The organism is Geofilum rhodophaeum (assembly GCF_002210225.1).
GTDB lineage: Bacteria > Bacteroidota > Bacteroidia > Bacteroidales > Marinilabiliaceae > Geofilum > Geofilum rhodophaeum.
In genome coordinates this window covers 1-17,488 of the sequence record NZ_MWUJ01000007.1, presented here as the reverse complement: position 1 = coordinate 17,488, position 17,488 = coordinate 1, and the positions used below count along the sequence as shown (strand labels likewise).

The following is a 17,488-nucleotide window of genomic DNA, read 5'->3' as shown; positions in this document are numbered from 1 at the left end:
TGATTTCTTCTTGGTCTTATAATCCGGTCCTCCTATGATTAATTAGTACTTGCTTAAATTCAGTTTTTCAGGCTGCAAAGATATGTAATCAAAGTCAGACGAATAAATATATTGCCGAATTTTTTTTCAGCAATTTTATTCGTCTGTGTCTTTGTTTCTCGCTCAGGCGTCAATTTCTTCGAGCATGCCTTCTACTTCGGCGTTGATGAAGCGGATGAATTCTTCCACTTTCATGCTGCCTTTGTCGCCTTCGCCCTGACGGCGCACCGATACCGTGCCCTCTTCGGCTTCCTTTTCTCCTACTATAAGGAGGTAGGGAATGCGCTTGAGTTCGTTGTCGCGGATTTTCTTTCCGATTTTCTCATTGCGGTCGTCCAATATGGTGCGTACTTCGGCTTTGTTGAGTTGCTTTTGCAGCTCTTTGGCGTAGTCGTTGTATTTTTCGCTGATGGGCAAAATAACGGCTTGTTCGGGCGTGAGCCACAGGGGAAATTTACCGGCTGTGTGCTCAATCAATACGGCTACAAAGCGCTCCATGCTTCCGAAGGGGGCGCGGTGTATCATAATGGGACGGTGGGCGGTGTTGTCCTGACCGATGTACTCGAGCTCGAAGCGCTCGGGCAGGTTGTAATCGACCTGGATGGTGCCCAGCTGCCACTTGCGGCCGAGGGCGTCGCGTACCATAAAGTCGAGCTTGGGTCCGTAAAAGGCGGCTTCACCTGTCTCTGTGGTGGTGTTGAGGCCTTTTTCGGCACAGGCTTCTATAATGGCGCTTTCTGCTTTCTCCCAGTTCTCGTCCGAACCGATGTATTTCTCGGTGTTGTTGGGGTCGCGCAAGGATATCTGTGCAATGTAATCTTTAAAGTCGAGGGCTTTAAAGATGTAGAATATGATGTCGATTACTTTTTTAAACTCGTCCTTGAGCTGGTCGGGGCGACAGAATATGTGGGCGTCGTCCTGGGTAAAGCCGCGTACCCGTGTGAGTCCGTGCAGCTCGCCGCTCTGCTCGTAGCGGTAAACGGTTCCGAATTCTGCGAAACGGATGGGCAGGTCGCGGTAGGAGCGGGGCCGTGCCTTGTAGATTTCGCAGTGGTGGGGACAGTTCATGGGCTTGAGCAAAAACTCTTCGCCTTCGGCCGGGGTGTGGATGGGCTGGAAGGAGTCGGCGCCGTACTTGGCGTAGTGGCCCGAGGTTTCGTAGAGTTCTTTTTGTCCGATATGCGGGGTAATTACGGGGTCGTAGCCGTATTTTACCTGTACTTTTTTAAGGAAGTTTTCCAAACGCTCGCGCAGTTTGGCCCCTTTGGGCATCCAAAGGGGCAGTCCCTGACCTACTTTGGCGCTGAAGGTGAAGAGGTCGAGTTCTTTGCCAATTTTGCGGTGGTCGCGTTTCTGGGCTTCTTCGAGTTGTACCAGGTATTCTTCCAGCATTTTTTGCTTGGGAAAGGTGATGCCGTAAACCCGGGTGAGCTGCTTGCGCTTTTCGTCGCCGCGCCAGTAGGCGCCGGCCAGACTCAGTACTTTAACGGCTTTAATGGGCTCGGTACTGGGCAGGTGAGGTCCGCGACATAGGTCGGTGAAGCTGCCCTGCTCATAAAAACTGATGGTGCCGTCTTCGAGGTCGGTTATCAGTTCTACTTTGTAGGGGTCGTGACTGAAAAAGCTGAGGGCGTCTTTTTTGGAGACTTCGCGCCGCTTGTATTCGTTTTTTTCGCGGGCCAGTTCCTGCATTTTCTTTTCAATCCTGGGCACATCGGCTTCGGTAATGACGGTGTCGCCGGGATCTACGTCGTAGTAAAAGCCGTTTTCGATGGCGGGACCAATGCCGAATTTAATGCCGGGATAGAGGGCTTGCAGGGCTTCGGCCAAAAGGTGGGCCGAGGAGTGCCAAAAGGCGTGTTTGCCTTCGTCGTCTTCCCACTTGTGCAGTTTGATGCTGGCGTCGCCTGAAATGGGCCGCGAAAGGTCCCACAGCTGGTCGTTAACGGTAATGCTGAGCACTTCTTTGGCCAGTCGGGGACTGATGCTCTGGGCAATTTCGTAACCGGTTACGCCTGCTTCGTATTCACGTACCGATTGATCGGGCAGTGTTATTTTTATCATGTTGGGTGTTATTATTTGCTTGTTTTGAAACATGCAAAGATACATTTTTTGTGTGGTACGCAAAAGGGGATGCTCATTAAGTTCAAATGCATGTGTGGTTTTGAGCGGGTGGTGGAATGCTTTTTGATATCTTTGCCCGAGTGCACTATTTTTGTGTGAAATCTTTAGTTTTAATTTGAAGGATATACGATGAAGAGATTTTTGTTGGTGCTTGGGGCTATTTGTCTGACTGTGGCGCTTCCGGCGCAAAAGAAGGAGGCGGAATTGGCCGATTTTGTGCAACGGGGTACTTTTACTGCAAAGGGTTTGCAACAGATGCGGCCGATGAAGGACGGCAGGCATTATACGGTGTTGGAGGATAACGGCAGTAAAATTGTAAAGTATGCCTATGACTCGGGCAAGGCGGTGGAAGTTCTGGTGGATGTGCCTGCCTTAAAGTCGACCCCTATTCAAAAAATTGAGGATTATGAATTGAGTGAGAAGGAAGATAAGGTTCTTGCTTATGTGAACAAGGCGCCGATTTACCGACGTTCTTTCACGGCCGATTATTATGTGATCGATATTGCCCGTAAGGAAATTGAAGCGCTGTCGGAGAAGGGGGCGCAACAGGCGGCTGCCTTTGCGCCTGATGGTTACAAGGTGGCTTTTGTCCGCGACAACGATCTATTCATTAAAAATTTGCGCTTTGGTACGGAGACGGCGGTGACCAGCGATGGCGCGCGCGATACGCTCATTAATGGGGTGCCCGATTGGGTGTACGAGGAGGAGTTTGGTTTTAGCCGGGCTTTTGCGTGGTCGGGCGACAGTGAGGAGCTGGCCTTCCTGAAGTTCAACGAGTTGGAGGTGGATGCCTACAGTTTTCCGCTCTACCAGGCTTCGCATCCCGAGCGTAAGGAGTTTGAGCTTTACCCGGGCAGTTATCGCTATAAGTATCCGAAAGCGGGCAGCAAAAATGCGCAGGTGGGGGTACATGTCTACAATCTGCGGCAGCGCACCACAAAGTTGATGGATTTGCCGGCTGAGGAGGGCTATGTGCCGCGACTTCAATGGACGGGAGCGGCTGATGAGTTGGCGGTGTTGACTTTGAATCGCCGGCAGGATGTGCTGAATTTGTACCTGGTGAATTCGGCTTCGGGGGTAGCGCGCTCCATACTTACCGACCGCAACAAGCGCTACATCAGCGAGGAGGTGCTCGATAATGTGCACTTTTTGGAGGATGGCCGGCATTTTGTTTATGTGGCTGAGGAGGATGGCTACCGGCATTTGCATTTGTACGGCAAGGATGGTTTGAAGGTGCGTCAGCTGACTTCGGGAGAATGGGAGGTGACGGATTATTATGGCTTTGATGCGAAGAATAAGCTGTTTTATTTTCAGGCAGCGGCGACCTCGCCGCTGCGTCGGGAGGTGTACTCGGTGCGCATGGATGGTACGCGGCTTACGCGTTTGACGCCGCGTGAGGGCACCAACAGGGCCTGGTTCAGTAAGGATTTTTCGTACTACATTACTTCTTACGAAACGGTAAAAACGCCGCCGGTGTATGCGGTGTACGACAGTCGCGGTCGCGAGCAGCGGGTGTTGGAGGACAATAAAGTCTTGCTGCAGCGGGTGAAGGGTTTTGACTTGCCGCAAAAGGAGTTTTTTACTTTTACTACGCCCGAAGGGGTGGCGTTGAATGGCTGGCTGCTCAAGCCTTCAGGATTTTCTGAGTCGGCCACTTATCCGCTGGTCATGACCCAGTACAGCGGTCCCGCCTCGCAACAGGTGCTCGATCGCTGGAGTATGGGCTGGGAACATTATTTGGCTGCAAAGGGTTATGTGGTGGCTTGTGTGGACGGTCGCGGTACCGGTGCACGGGGTGAGGAGTTTTTAAAGCAGACCTACATGCAGTTGGGTAAGCTGGAGAGCGACGACCAGATCAGTGCCGCCAGGCACTTGGGTGCTTTGCCCTATGTAGATGCCGAACGCATCGCCATTTACGGCTGGAGCTACGGCGGCTTTATGACGGCCCTCTCGATGAGTCGCAGCGACCTGTTTAAGGCTGGTATTGCGGTGGCTCCTGTTACGCACTGGAAGTTTTACGACACAGCCTATACCGAGCGATTTATGCGTATGCCGCGTGAAAATCCTGCCGGCTACAACAGTTGGTCGCCGCTGGATTTGGCCGATCAGTTGGCGGGTCGTTTGTTTTTAATACATGGTACGGCCGACGATAATGTGCATGTGCAAAACACTTATGAGTATGCCGATGCGCTGGTGCAGGCGGGCAAACAGTTCGATATGTTTGTATATCCCAACCGCGATCACAGTATAAGAGGCGGTAATGCACGTATGCATTTGTTTCAAATGAAATTCGATTATTTGGAGCGCTGGCTCAAATAGGTGTGACCATTAGTCCTGTTCGGCTCAGTAGGCTGGAATGGGGCAGTGGGCCTTACGATTTAAAAGAGAGTTGCTTAGGGCAGCTCTCTTTTTTTGAGCGCTGGAAGGGTGAAAAAATCTTTCTTGATTTGTGTTTTTTTTTGCCCTCATCGCTTGGCAGAATAGGAATGTTTTCTACCTTTGCATCGCTGAAAACAAAAAGCGACAGCAAGCAGTGACCCGCCCAGATGGCGGAATTGGTAGACGCGCTAGTTTCAGGGACTAGTGTACGCAAGTACGTGCAGGTTCGAGTCCTGTTCTGGGCACTGAAAAAGCCTCTCGGAGTTTCTCCGGGAGGCTTTTTTTTATTTAAATACTAAAGTTTTTCTACCGATATTTGGGTTTGTAAGAAACTGAAAACAATTCAAATGAAGGTGCCTGTTTTGCTGGGCGGAATTGCCGGCGATGTGATTGGTTCAAAGTACGAATCCTTTAATACCAGAAGGACCGACTTTCGCTTATTTGGTAGATGGAGCAGGTTTACCGACGATACCGTATTGACGGTTGCCATTGCCGATGCCTTAATGAGCGGTGTTCCTTACGAAGTGCGATTAAGGGAATATGCGCTGCGCTATCCCGATGCCGGTTATGGCGATATGTTTATGGCCTGGGTACATCAGAAAGGGACGGCCGGCGATGTGGTTTCTTACGCAGCCGGAGCAGCTATGCGTGTGCCTCCGCTGGCCTATTGGTTTAACTCTATGGAGGAAGTCTCTGCTGCTGCAGATGCGTCTGCGCTTGCTACGCATCCGAGCGGGGAAGGCTTTGTTTCCGCAGGCCAAATGGCCCGCATCGTTTACAGAGTTCGGTCGCTGGGTTCCGGGGAGCGCAGTCAAAGCACAAAATTGCAGGTGCTGGGCAAGGATGTTGTTATAGACCCAAGTGTTTCCATAAGTCAGCTGAATCGCCCTCATGATATGGTTTTCCGTGCCAGTACGGTGCTTAGTCATGCCGCCTATGCTTTTTATCACGGGACCGCTTATGAGGATGTTCTTCGCCTGGCCATTTCCATAGGAGGCGACAGCGATACCATTGCGTGTATGGCCGGAGCTATGGCATATCCCTTTTATCGGGATATGCCTGAGGATATTTATTCCGGTGTTATGGAGCGCTTGCCGTCCGACTTTGTGACTGTTCTCAACCGCTTTGATAATACATTACAGGCTCGTTCTTCGAAATAGTTTTCATTTATTACAAATTTGTCTTCCTGCTTTCTTCATTTGTCCACCTGTTAGCTGCAGTACCTGCTTATATTTGTTTTGTTATTAAAAGTTAATAATACTATTGCTAACCTTAAATTTATTGAGCTACTACCTCCATCGCTGCTCCTGTGGCCGCAGATAAGGGGGAGCTTGTTTCGGAAAGCTATTTCACCATTACTGGTGCACCTACGGATTCGGACTTTAATGCTTTAACTCCCGGAATATATGTGAAGCGGACGATCTACAGCTCAGGTCTGGTAGAAAGTACAAAAGTGGTTAAGGGCAGCAGATAAGAATCCGCAAATAAAGAACAGCAGATGATTATTGCATAGTTGATGTTTAGTTTGTTTATGGGAAAGGGCGACTCTTCGGAGTCGCCCTTTTTTGGTGTTAATCGTGCTTGTGTTGTAATCGTTCTGTTTTTTAGTTTTTTATGCTCTGGTGTTTTATTTGATACGGGTTTCAGTGAGGGGGGAATAGGACGACACGGCTCCGTTACGTTCAATGAGGATGCGGTCGATGATTACCCCTGGATCAAGGGCCAGAATTTTAAGGGTGTGCAAGCCCGCTCCCGACAGGGTATAGGGGATGCTGGTGATGGCACTGTTGCGCAATACGTTTTCTTTCCAGGTTTCGCTGCGACCATAGGTGCGATGGTCGAGCACCACCGGCTTGTTGTCGTTAATGGCTACTGCAAAGCGGTTGCTGTAAGGTTCGTGCAGGGGGTGTACCGGAAGGGTGTAGATGTGCAGGGTGACTTCTCCTCCTTTATCGGCATAAAAATCGTACTCCAGTATGGAGGGGTCTTTGAGCTCAGGATCAAAGTTCTTTTTCTTGGTTTGAAGAGGGTTTACCCAGACCGAGGCGCCGGTATGTCCTAAATCTTCCAGTACTTCCCACCCAAAGGCTTCGGAGTTGTGCAGACGGCTGTAGTTTTCGGCATAGATGCTGATGCTGCCACGGTCTTCAGCAAAAATGTGCTGCCCTGTTTTGGGATTTGTGGTGGGATTGTTGACGTACACTTGCAAGCTGTGCTGCTTGTCTGAACTGCCAATGCGTACCTGCCCGCGGGGTCGCCCGCTGGCAGGAGCTTTGTCCCAGTCGATGGATACCCAAATGCGTTGCTGCAACAATCCACTTTCCGGATCGAGTCGGCCTTCGGTGTTGCTCAATTTAATCCAATCTTCTGAGGCGCTGGCTTGCCAGTCCAAGGCTTCACTTTTGGTCAGAAAAATATCAACAAAATAGCTTTGTTGGGTGTGGCGATGAAAGGAGGGAAGGTATTGTGGGCCTTTCATTTCCTTAATGCGGCGTATTTGTTCATCTCCCTCAATGGCCAGTCCCCAATGGGCTGTGGTATTGAAGGTCCATTGGGGCAGCGGCGGCATGTCAAATACGGGGAGACTGCGTGGCTGGTGAAACATCATGCCTTGCCATTTGCCATTCGAGAGTTCGTTGTTGTAATAGCTGGTAAGGGCAACAATGCTGTCGTAGGCCGCCTGTGCTTCCAATGCAAGTTGGTTGGCTGCCAATCGGTTCTGTTGGGCATATAGGCCTGCCTTTTCCATTTTCAGGATGCGTTGGTTCAGGTAGCCTGCGGCCTTTACGGGGTAATGCACCAGCTGAAAGTAGGCGTCGTCAAGTCTTGGCGGAATCGCCCTGCGCAGCTCTTCACTTTTGCTTTGGAGTTGTGCCCATTTTTCGAGTCGCCGACCTGCTTCGTCTCCGGCCTCGTAATGCTTGTATTCGGTGGGGTTTACTTTGCGGGTGGGTTCGGTCTGACTCCAGCCCATAAATTCGGGGCGGCGTTCAAAGTTTAATTGATGATAATCCCACTTCATAGCGTCGATGTTGCTGCCGCTTTCCTGGCCAAAAATGGTTTGATACCACTGCTTATGGTGCCGACGAACCGCGGTAGGATCGGAGAACTGTTTGGCATCCCAGGCCATATCTAAAAACAATTGGGTATTGTATTCCAGAGGTTTTAAGTCGCCCACATTCACTACCCAGATGTTGCGTGCATTAAAATGATACGCCTTAATCATTTCTTCCCAAATAAGTGTGGGGTGGGTTGAGCTCAGCCAAAGGTAATCGTGGGGACGTCCCCAATAGGAAATGTGGTAGTAAATGCCACTGCCGCCTTTACGTGCTTGCTCTTGGGGATTGGACAGGCGTTTGATATAGCCGTAATTGTCGTCGGGCCAAACCAGGGTAATGTCTTCGGGCAGCTGCATGCCCATATCGTAGATGTCGAGCACTTCTTTATATGCGGTGAAGGCTTGCGGAACCTGAGAATGGTCGGCGTTGATGTGGGTGGCGAGCAGCTTACGTTGCTCGTCGATGATGTTTTCAAGTGCGGCAAGCTGTTCTTCTCTACTTCCGGCACCCACCATGCCCGAATCGTGTATGCCACGCATGCCCAGGGTGTAAACACTTTCGTTGCCTTTACTTTGCGCCACTCTTTCGTTCCAGTAAGACAGAACTGTGTCGCGGTTACTGAAGAAGTTGAAGTCGCCATACCGATCGTGGTCCCATTCGCCCACATTGTTCCGTAACATGGGCTCGGCGTGGGAGGTGCCAACCACAATGCCGTAGTCCTGTGCGGTTTTTGGATTGTCGGGGTTCTTATAAAAGGCATTGGTGCAGGGGTGCATAGCCGGCCAAATAAAGTTGGCACGAAGCCGCAGCAGCAGCTCGAAAAGAGCAGCGTAGGTGGCGGGACCAATGTTTCCTTCTTCGGGTTCGAAGGTGGATGAGGCCCAGGGGTTGAGTCCCCAGCATTCATCGTTCAAAAAGATGCCGCGGTATTTGACGGTGGGACTTTCGGAAACCATATCAAGAGAAGGGATGTCCAGGCTGGGCGTAGTTTCGGGACGAACATCGGCCCACCAGTGCCAGGGCGAGAGGCCCAATTGTTGCGAAAGATCGAAAATGCCGTAGGCGGCACCTCTTTTATCGGAGCCTGCAATTACGAGGGCCTTACGGATGGGGCCAATTTTAGTTTTCAGACTTTGAATACTGTAACGCTCCCACTGGTCTTCGCTGAGTTGGGTTTGGTAACGGCTTTCTTTTTCTACTTGTTGAAGAAGGGGGGATGGCAGACTGCCTACAATAATGGCTTCGGTTCCGCTTTCGTCAATATGGTGAACCAGTCTGGCAGCTGTTCCGCTTAGTTTTTCAAAATCTTTAGAAAGTGCTTCCGCAGCCAATAGAACCGTTTGCTCATCGTGGGCATCTACCACAATGGTAATTGGGTTTTCGGCGGAGTGTTTTAAAAAGTTTTGTGCTTGTCCTGTTAATACAAGTGTGGGGACAAACAAAAAGATAAGGAATAGAAGGAGTGATTTTTTCCGCATACTATGGATTTTGTTTGATTTCTTTGGATGGATTTCCGTCAAATATACAAACAAAATCTAAAATCGCGATTGTTTTTAGCTGGCCGTTTATAGTATTGGTACCTGCTTAGTAGCTTTGTTGCTGTTTACACAAGTGAGCGATGAGCAGTTTTTGATGCCGGTCCTTTTTGTTTACGTGCCAATTCTTCAAACAGATCCGATTTGCTGCCGCAGGAGCTGCATCCGCTGCTGCATGCGCTGCCTGCCTTAGTGCTGAAAAGTACACGCCAAAAACTGTACAGGGTGTATGCAATGGCGGCTGTTACGGTCAAATAGGTAAGAATGTCCTGTATCATAGTCTTGTCTTTTTGGCTTGAATAAAATTCGTATTATACAAACAGGCTGCCGATTTGATAAACGGCAAAGGCTACCAGCCAGGCCAGGGCAGTGGTGTAAAATATGGTAAAAGTGGCCCATTTCCATGCACCGGTTTCTTTTTTGATGGCGGCAATAACGGCTATGCACGGAAAATATATCAAGATAAACAGCAGAAAGGAGAGGGCTACCAGGGGCGTAAAAACCGGATTGCCCTCCTTGTCCTTATCGTTTTGTAAGTTTTGAACCAGGACCGAGTTGTCGTTTTCTTCGTCGTGGGCCGACTGGTACAAAACCCCCATGGTGCTTACTACAATCTCTTTGGCTGCAACGCCACTGAGGAGACTCACGCCCATTTTCCAATCGAAGCCCAGGGGGCGAATAAGGGGCTCTATGGCGTGTCCTATGCGGCCAATATAACTTTCCTCTTGTTGCTGGCGGTGCTGTTTCTGCTCAATCCTGCGGACGAGGCTGTCCTGCCGGGCAAGGACATGCTGCTTTTCGTTAGCTGGTGTTTGTTGCAACAGCTGCTCATAGTGCCCCCGGGTTTCGGAAAGTTCTGCTTCAAAGAGTTCGTTGCTGCTTCCGGTACGTGGAAAATAGCCCAGGAACCAAATGATGATGGAGGCAACCAGAATGATGCCGCCCATTTTTTGGAGGTATTGGCGGCCCTTATACCACATGTGGCGTGTTGTGCTTTTTAAGGTGGGCAGACGGTAGGGGGGCAGCTCCATAACAAAGGGTACCGCGTCTTTAATAAAAATGAAGCGCTTAAACAGTCGGGCCACTCCAACAGCTATCAGTATGCCGGTACCATATAAAATAAACAGCAAGGTGCCGGGGTAGTCGGGGAAAAAGGCCGCAATAAATAGAATGTAAACGGGCAGCCGGGCGCTGCACGACATAAAGGGGTTGATGAGGATGGTGAGCAAGCGACTGTTGCGGTCTTCGATGGTACGGGTGGCCATAATGGCGGGCACGTTGCAGCCAAAACCCATAATCAGGGGGATGAAGGATTTGCCATGCAGCCCAATTCTGTGCATCACCTTGTCCATAATAAAGGCGGCCCGTGCCATATAGCCCGTATCTTCCATAAAGGATATGAAGAAAAAGAGGATGAGGATGTTGGGGAGGAAGACAATGACGCCGCCAACACCGCCGATGATGCCATCAATAAGTAGGTCTTTAAAAGAACCTTCCGTCATCATTCCGTCCAAATAGCCCGATAATGCTGCCACGCCTGCCTCGATCCATTCCATAGGGTAGGCGCCCAGGGTAAAGGTCGATTGAAACATCAGCCACATGAAGAAGAAAAAGATGGGGAAGCCGAAGAGTTTGTGCGTGAGTATGTTGTCGATGGCTTCGGTCCTTCTCCTTCGTTTGATGGGACTCTCGCGGTAGGTTTCTTTAAGCGCTCCGGCTATGAAGCCGTAGCGCGCATCGGTAAAGGTGGTTTCGACCTCTTCTTTGCGGCATTCTTCAATTTTTTGCTTGTGTTCCTGCACCAAGTCCAACAACTGGTGGTGTTCCCGCTTTTTAAGATATTTGATGTAGCTTTTGTCCTGCTCCAACAGCTTTATGGCCAGGAAGCGTGGAGGGAATTTTACAGCAAGTTCGTTGGTGTTCTTTATCAGCTCTTCCACTTTTTGAATGGAGCCTTCGAGTTGCTCGCCAAAGTTGATCTTAACCGATCGGGCCTCGTCGATGCGCTCTTCGTAAACATCAATGACCTTGTCGAACAGTTTTTTGATGCCGCGTCCGCGGGAGCTCACTGTGGGGACTATGGGCATACCCAGCATTTTGCCCAGGTGCTTGTAGTCGAGGGTGTCGCCCCGACGTTGAAACTCGTCGTACATATTGAGGGCAATCACCACTTGCACATCCATGTGTATGAGCTGGGTGGTGAGGTAGAGGTTGCGCTCGAGGTTGGAGGCATCCACTACATTGATGATGATGTCGGGTGTTTTCTTGCGGATGTGGTCGCGCACAAAGACTTCTTCGGGACTGTAGGCCGATAGCGAATAGGTGCCCGGGAGGTCTGAGAGGTTGAAGGTATAGCCCTTATGTTCGAAGGTGGTGGTTTTTACATCGACCGTTACGCCGCTGTAATTACCCACGTGCTCATAAGATCCACTGGCATTGTTGAAGAGCGTCGTTTTTCCGCAGTTGGGGTTGCCCACCAGGGCTACGTTGATGTGTTTGCTTTTATCGCTGACGACTTTGGCAAGAGCTTCCTCGGCGTTGCTGGTGCCGTGGTATTCGGGATCTGCCGCTTCCAGTGCGTCGCTGATGGTCACCACTTCTACCAGTCGTGCTTCGCTGCGGCGAAGGGATACCTGGTAATTGAGTAGTTCATATTCGATGGGATCCTTGAGCGGGGCATTTTTAATGACGGTCACTTTTTTCCCTTTGATGAAGCCCATTTCGAGTATCCGGCGCCGGAAGGCACCGTGTCCCTTTACTTTTATGATGATGGCTTCCTGGCCGTTGGTAAGATCAGCTAATGTCATTGTGATGCCTGGTTTTGGCTTGGGTTGTTTACCTTTGTCAAGCCGAATGTTTTATTTGAACCGGCAAATGTAAGCATTGTCGGTGTTTACATCAATCCCCATTTTTGGGGTTTTTATTCATTTAATACTTTTTGTACCATGAAAAATAAGGTAGTGAACGTAGCGGTGCAGGTTTTACCCGTGGCGCATGATAAAAACAGCTATGCTCTGGTTGATGAGGCCATTGCGGTGATTGAGCGTTCGGGCGTGTCTTACCGTGTTACGCCTTTTGAAACGGTAATGGAGGGGACTTACGAACGTTTGATGGCGGTGGTGGAGGAGGTGCAGGCGGCCTGCTACAAGGCCGGTGCCGATACCTTGATGTGTTATGTGAAAATCCAAAGCCGTGCTGAAGGAGAGGTGCGGATTCTGGATAAAATGGAGAAGTACGATTAAACATTTTGATGCAAAAAAAAACGGCCCTCGGGCCGTTTTTACTTATTTGTGGAGATCTTCAAAGTCTATGTTGCTGTAGGGGGTTCCGGCAACCTGCTCCACTTCCTCTTCTTCTTTGTAAACGTTTGTGGATTCTTCGTTTCCCTGGATTTCCTTTATAAAGGCAATGGCCTCTTCCAGACCCTCGGAAAACTTGTCAAAGTCTTCTTTGTAAAGAAAAATTTTGTGCTTTTCAAAAAAGAAGCGCCCGTCGTCCTCAAACCGCTTTTTACTTTCGGTGAGCGTTAGGTAGTAGTCGTTCTTACGCGTGGCCTTCACATCAAAAAAGTAAGTTCTTTTTCCCGCTCTTACAGCTTTTGAAAAGATCTCCTCTTTGTCGTTTCTTTCAAAATCTGCATTTTTGTCAAATCCTTCCATCTCAATCAGTTATTTTGCGTTAGAATAAAAAGCGCTTTTGGTTACAATGGTCAAAAGTGCTAAATATTTTTGTAAACGCCTAAAGTTTGTTTACAATATTTCTTCATTATTTGCCTTCTTTAACCCTTGTAAATGTCTGGCAGACCGCATTAGCTTGTGGTTTTTAAAATTTCTCTTACATTTGCCTTTAGTATTTATTTTCAAAAAGTTCTTTCGGTAATGCTAAGTAGAAGACTGCTAAGGGTAAAGGTGATGCAAATGGTTTACGCCTTTAACAAAAATGGTGATGTATCCATACCAGAGATGGAAAAGGAGCTGTTCAAGAGTATCGCCAAATCGTACGAGTTGTATCATTTATTTCTTTTGTTAATTACCGATATCCACGCCTACGCCAAAAACCGTATAGAAAAAGGTCGGAACAAGAAAATTCCTTCTCCAGCTGACCTAAATCCCAATACCCGATTTATCGATAATGCGGTATTGCAACAGTTGGTCGATGGCCCTCATTTGCAACGGTATCTTGAAGTTACGCCACTTTCGTGGGCAGAACATCCCGAACTTATTCGTGGCCTCTTTAATCGGATCGTTGAATCGCCCCTTTACGAGGCTTATATGGACGATGATGCCGACGATTATGCTTCGCAGCAGAAGTTTGTTGTAAAAATTGTGGAAAAGGTTATTGCACAATACGAACCGCTGTATGATCAACTCGAAGAGCACAACATCTTTTGGAACGATGAGTGTGAGTTTATTATGAGTATGGTGATTAAAACACTGAAGGAGTTTCAGGAAGACAAGGGCCCCGAGCAGAATTATCAACCGGAATTTAAGGATGCCGAAGACCGTGATTTTGTGACAAGACTGTTTCGCAAATCGCTGGTTAAGCAGAATGAGTTTGTGGAGCTGATTCAGAAGTATGCCCAAAACTGGGATCTCGAAAGGGTGGCCTACATGGATATTGTTTTGATGCAAATTGCCCTGGCAGAGATCCTCGAGTTTACTGAGATTCCTGTTAAGGTGTCACTCAACGAATACATTGAGCTGGCCAAACATTACAGTACCCCCAAAAGCAGTCAGTTTATAAATGGTATTTTGGATAAGGTAGTGGAACACTTTCAGGCTGAAAAGGTATTGGTTAAAACCGGAAGAGGCTTGATGGAATAGCTGTAAATTGGGACGCGCTCACGGTAGAGTTGCGGTCGTTTACAGCGAGAAGAGTCAAACAATTGTTAATAATAAAAGTGAATTCTATGTTTAATCTGTTTTTATCAATGCCGCCCCAGGCGGCCGAAGCAGCCAATCCTTTGATGTCTCTGCTTCCTTTTCTGGCCATAATTGTAATTTTTTACTTCTTTATGATTCGCCCTCAAATGAAGCGTCAAAAGGAACTGCGTAAGTACCGCGAGTCGCTTAAAAAAGGCGACAAGGTGATTACTACCGGGGGTATCTACGGTCGTGTTACCGAAGTTAAGGATGCCTATGTGTCGGTTGAAATCGCTAAAGAAGTTGAAATTAAAATCGACAAATCGGCCATTATCATGGATATGACCGACGCCGTGCGTAAGTAAGCTTTTTGCTTAAGCCGTTTCAATATTTAAAGCCAATGCTTACATTTGTGAGGCATTGGCTTTTTGCTGGTGCTTAAAAACCGATGGGGTGGTGAAAAAAATATGGAATAACATGGCCTTGGGCGAGAAAGTGAGCGACTGGTGGTTCCGTTTGCGTAAAAGCAAGCACGGCGAATTGTTGCACAAATGGCTGAATAATAGGGATGTATATGTATTCCTTGTGTTTTTGCTTATAGCTACCGCTTTTTGGTTTTTAAACGCGCTTCGCGATACTTATCTGGCCGATTTTTCCTATCCCGTTCGCTTTGTTAATGTGCCCGACGATGAAATTGTGGTTGGGGGCACTGAGCAGAAAATTGAATTAAAGGTTCGTGCAAATGGTTACACCATAGTTCGGCAGCGGCTGAATCGTTCTTTTGTCCCCCTTGTTTTTGATGTTTCTCAGATGCGCCGAAGCGCTTCAAATGATAGAAGCGATGCCTGGGTGCTCACACGCAGTCAAACGAATCGGGTGCGCGAGCAGTTGTTGGTTGGAATGGATCTGGTGGAGTTGAGGCCGGACACTCTGGTGTTGCAAATAGATAAGATACGCGATCGTAAAGTTCCTGTTGTGCTCAAGGGTAATGTTGCCTTCGAAAAGCAGTTTTTGCAGGCGGGAGATTTGGTTTTTAATCCCGATTCGGTCATAATAAGTGGACCCGCCTCCCTGGTTGATACCATCGAGGCTATAGCCACGCAAGCATTGAATGTGGCTCCGCTGAGTGAGACTTACCAGCAGAAGGTGGCCTTAGAGCAGCTGCCCAGCGTAGAATTTAGTCATCGTGAAGCTGCACTTACCATCCCTGTTGAACCCTTCTCCGAAAAGACCATTAGTCTAACACTTCAGGTGATAGGCCTACCCGATAGTCTTCGGTTAAAGGCTTTTCCTTCAGCTGTGGATCTTACTTTTAGGGCAGGGGTAAGTCGTTTTGAATCTATCCAGGCCAATGACTTTCGGGCGGTGGTAGATGCTTCAGAGGTGCTGAAGAACCAGCGGCCAGGCCGCCTTCGGGTACGTATCGAACGCGTGCCGGAACAAATTCAGTCCTACGATTTTTCTCCCTTATTTGTTGAATATATTTTGGAACGCCGGCGTCCCTAGTGAGGACCCTGTGACCGGATAAAAACTGGTTTATGGCTTTTGTTGTGGGACTAACAGGAGGAATTGGTAGCGGAAAGACTACCGTGGGAAGGATCTTTTCGGCTTTGGGCGTTCCTGTTTATAACTCGGACTTGCGGGCCAGGGAGTTGACCAATAGTCATCCTCTGATTGTTGCGGGCTACAGTGCCTTGTTTGGGCAAGGTGTTTATGTGGAGGGCAGCTTGGATCGTGCCCGGGTAGCTCAGCTGGTCTTTGCCGACAAAGACCTTTTGAAGCAGGCCGAGGCCGTCGTGCACCCTGTGGTGCGCGACGATTTTACACAATGGCTTAAACAATGGTCGGTTCCCTACGTTGTTAAAGAATCGGCCCTTCTTTTTGAAAACGGAGCAGCCCGGGAGATGGATGCTGTACTCACAGTGACGGCTCCTGAGGCCATTCGTATTGCCCGGGTGATGCAGCGCGAAGGCTGTGAGGAAGCTGCCGTGCGACAGCGGATGGCGCACCAATGGCCCGAGGCCGACAAGGTGGCTCAAAGTACCTATGTGGTGGTGGCCGATGAGCAAAAACTTGTAATTCCCCAAATTTTGAAAATTCATCAGACTCTTTCGAGTTTAAGATTTGATAAGTAAATGAAGATTTTAAAAGTTCTGTTTAGTGCCGGCCTTGGCTGGTGGATGGCTGGTCCCCTCGGGGCCATTATTGGTGCCATTATAGGCAATATGATTAATGTGGAGCAGTACAGCGGCAACAGCCTTCCTGGCAGCAGTACGCGCGATGGTTTTGTGGCTTCGCTGCTTGTTTTGATGGCTGCCGTAATGAAGGCCGATGGGAAAGTGCTGCGTTCTGAGCTTGATTTTGTAAAACAGCACCTGCTCAAAATGCTTGGAGAGGAGCAGACCAAAGAAGCACTGGGATTGTTGAAGGAAATGTTGAATAAGGAGATTCCTCTGACCGATGTTTGCCATCAGATTCGCATCAATATGGACTATCAATCGCGAATTCAGTTGCTTCATTTGCTCTATGCCCTGGGTAAGGCCGATGGTTCGCTGGAAGGGGGCGAACGACAGGTTTTGCTTTCCATTTCGCAGAAGATGGGGATCAGTATGGCCGATCACCAGTCGGTACTCAATATGTTTTTTGACAATGTGGCCTCGGCCTATAAAGTACTTGAAGTAGAAGCCTCGGCCAGCGATGAAGAGGTAAAAAAGGCTTATCGTAAGATGGCTGTTCGTTTTCACCCCGATAAAGTGAGTCATCTGGGCGAAGAATTTCAGTCTGCCGCCAAGGAAAAGTTTCAGAAGGTCAATGAGGCTTATGAGAAAATTAAGAAAGATCGGGGGATGAATTAAGGCCCGGCTTATTCTCTTAAGGCAGAGGTCTTTCCTTTTTTAGTTTCCGCTAAAGTGATATAAGTGGTGTTGTTTTCACGTATTATTGTATTTTTGCAGCAAAATTTTTGAATATGGTTAAGGATATTTTAGCGATTTCCGGATATTCCGGTTTGTTTAAGCTGGTTTCGCAGGCCAAAAACGGCGTAATTGTTGAGTCGTTGATCGATGGGAAGCGCATGCCGGCCTATGCCAGTGCCAAGATCAGTGCGCTTGAAGATATTTCGATGTATAAGATGGACGGCGATATTTTGCTGGGTGAGGTCTTTGCCGAAATTTTTGAAAAGGATATGAATGTGGATCCCAAGTCGGATGCCAAAGCTTTAAAGGCCGCTTTTAAGGAAGTGGTGCCTGATTTTGATGAAGAGCGGGTTTATGTTTCGGATATCAAGAAGGTTTTTGCCTGGTACCGGCTCCTTAAGGAGAAGGAAATAATCACTGCCGATAGCGTAAAAAGCTATAAGGAAGAGCTGGCTAAGGACGAAGAGGAGCAAGAGGCTTAATTTTTTTTGCCTGATTGATTGAATGTTAAGCCAAGGTTAAATTTATTTTAGCTGATTCGTTTGGAAGAGGATAAAATTTGACCTTACTTTGCA

At 48.5% G+C, this 17,488-nt stretch carries 14 protein-coding genes and 1 tRNA gene; 10 read left to right on the top strand and 5 right to left on the bottom strand.

Going from position 1 to position 17,488, the window contains the following annotated elements:
• Positions 1-162 precede the first annotated feature (162 nt).
• Positions 163-2,103: a threonine--tRNA ligase gene (gene thrS, locus B4W65_RS08235; RefSeq protein ID WP_088654784.1), complete on the bottom strand. Its 1,941-nt coding sequence runs from the start codon at positions 2,101-2,103 to the stop codon at positions 163-165.
• Between the two features lie 189 nt (positions 2,104-2,292).
• Here thrS and B4W65_RS08230 point away from each other — a divergent pair, with 189 nt between their 5' ends.
• From B4W65_RS08230 to B4W65_RS08215, 3 genes are all read left to right on the top strand, one after another.
• Complete coding sequence (locus B4W65_RS08230; protein WP_088654670.1) at positions 2,293-4,482, top strand: S9 family peptidase; 2,190 nt, start codon at positions 2,293-2,295, stop codon at positions 4,480-4,482.
• A gap of 221 nt (positions 4,483-4,703) precedes the next feature.
• A tRNA-Leu gene (locus B4W65_RS08220) sits at positions 4,704-4,787 on the top strand.
• 102 nt (positions 4,788-4,889) lie between these two features.
• Positions 4,890-5,702: an ADP-ribosylglycohydrolase family protein gene (locus B4W65_RS08215; RefSeq protein ID WP_088654668.1), complete on the top strand. Its 813-nt coding sequence runs from the start codon at positions 4,890-4,892 to the stop codon at positions 5,700-5,702.
• A gap of 467 nt (positions 5,703-6,169) precedes the next feature.
• Here the strand turns inward: B4W65_RS08215 and B4W65_RS08210 are convergent, their stop codons facing one another.
• The 3 genes from B4W65_RS08210 to feoB form a co-directional block, all read right to left on the bottom strand.
• Positions 6,170-9,079 (bottom strand): glycosyl hydrolase 115 family protein, encoded by a 2,910-nt coding sequence (locus B4W65_RS08210; protein WP_088654667.1) that lies wholly within the window; start codon positions 9,077-9,079, stop codon positions 6,170-6,172.
• A gap of 125 nt (positions 9,080-9,204) precedes the next feature.
• The gene (locus tag B4W65_RS08205) at positions 9,205-9,414 is read right to left on the bottom strand and encodes a FeoB-associated Cys-rich membrane protein (RefSeq protein WP_088654666.1); all 210 of its coding nucleotides are present in this window, start codon (positions 9,412-9,414) and stop codon (positions 9,205-9,207) included.
• A gap of 33 nt (positions 9,415-9,447) precedes the next feature.
• The gene (gene feoB / locus B4W65_RS08200; RefSeq protein ID WP_088654665.1) at positions 9,448-11,943 is read right to left on the bottom strand and encodes a ferrous iron transport protein B; all 2,496 of its coding nucleotides are present in this window, start codon (positions 11,941-11,943) and stop codon (positions 9,448-9,450) included.
• A 138-nt stretch (positions 11,944-12,081) separates the two neighbouring features.
• On the opposite strand from feoB, the gene B4W65_RS08195 reads away from it, so the two are divergent.
• A complete protein-coding gene (locus B4W65_RS08195) occupies positions 12,082-12,378 on the top strand; it encodes a thiamine-binding protein (RefSeq protein WP_088654783.1) in 297 nt (98 codons plus the stop codon).
• Between the two features lie 42 nt (positions 12,379-12,420).
• On the opposite strand, the gene B4W65_RS08190 is transcribed toward B4W65_RS08195, so the two are convergent.
• Positions 12,421-12,795, bottom strand: coding sequence for a DUF3276 family protein (locus B4W65_RS08190; protein WP_088654664.1), 375 nt, complete (start codon positions 12,793-12,795; stop codon positions 12,421-12,423).
• A gap of 219 nt (positions 12,796-13,014) precedes the next feature.
• Between B4W65_RS08190 and nusB the strand changes: the two genes are divergently transcribed.
• The 6 genes from nusB (at position 13,015) to B4W65_RS08160 (ending at position 17,395) form a co-directional block, all read left to right on the top strand.
• Positions 13,015-13,959: a transcription antitermination factor NusB gene (nusB, locus tag B4W65_RS08185; RefSeq protein WP_088654663.1), complete on the top strand. Its 945-nt coding sequence runs from the start codon at positions 13,015-13,017 to the stop codon at positions 13,957-13,959.
• Positions 13,960-14,045: 86 nt separating this feature from the next.
• Entirely contained in the window at positions 14,046-14,363 is a 318-nt protein-coding gene (gene yajC / locus B4W65_RS08180; protein WP_240509517.1) for a preprotein translocase subunit YajC, read from the top strand.
• Positions 14,364-14,454: 91 nt separating this feature from the next.
• The gene (locus B4W65_RS08175; RefSeq protein WP_146697746.1) at positions 14,455-15,504 is read left to right on the top strand and encodes a CdaR family protein; all 1,050 of its coding nucleotides are present in this window, start codon (positions 14,455-14,457) and stop codon (positions 15,502-15,504) included.
• 32 nt (positions 15,505-15,536) lie between these two features.
• Positions 15,537-16,133, top strand: coding sequence for a dephospho-CoA kinase (coaE, locus tag B4W65_RS08170; RefSeq protein ID WP_088654661.1), 597 nt, complete (start codon positions 15,537-15,539; stop codon positions 16,131-16,133).
• A complete protein-coding gene (locus B4W65_RS08165; protein WP_088654660.1) occupies positions 16,134-16,853 on the top strand; it encodes a TerB family tellurite resistance protein in 720 nt (239 codons plus the stop codon).
• Positions 16,854-16,966: 113 nt separating this feature from the next.
• A complete protein-coding gene (locus B4W65_RS08160) occupies positions 16,967-17,395 on the top strand; it encodes a DUF5606 family protein (protein ID WP_088654659.1) in 429 nt (142 codons plus the stop codon).
• The last annotated feature ends 93 nt before the right edge of the window (positions 17,396-17,488 follow it).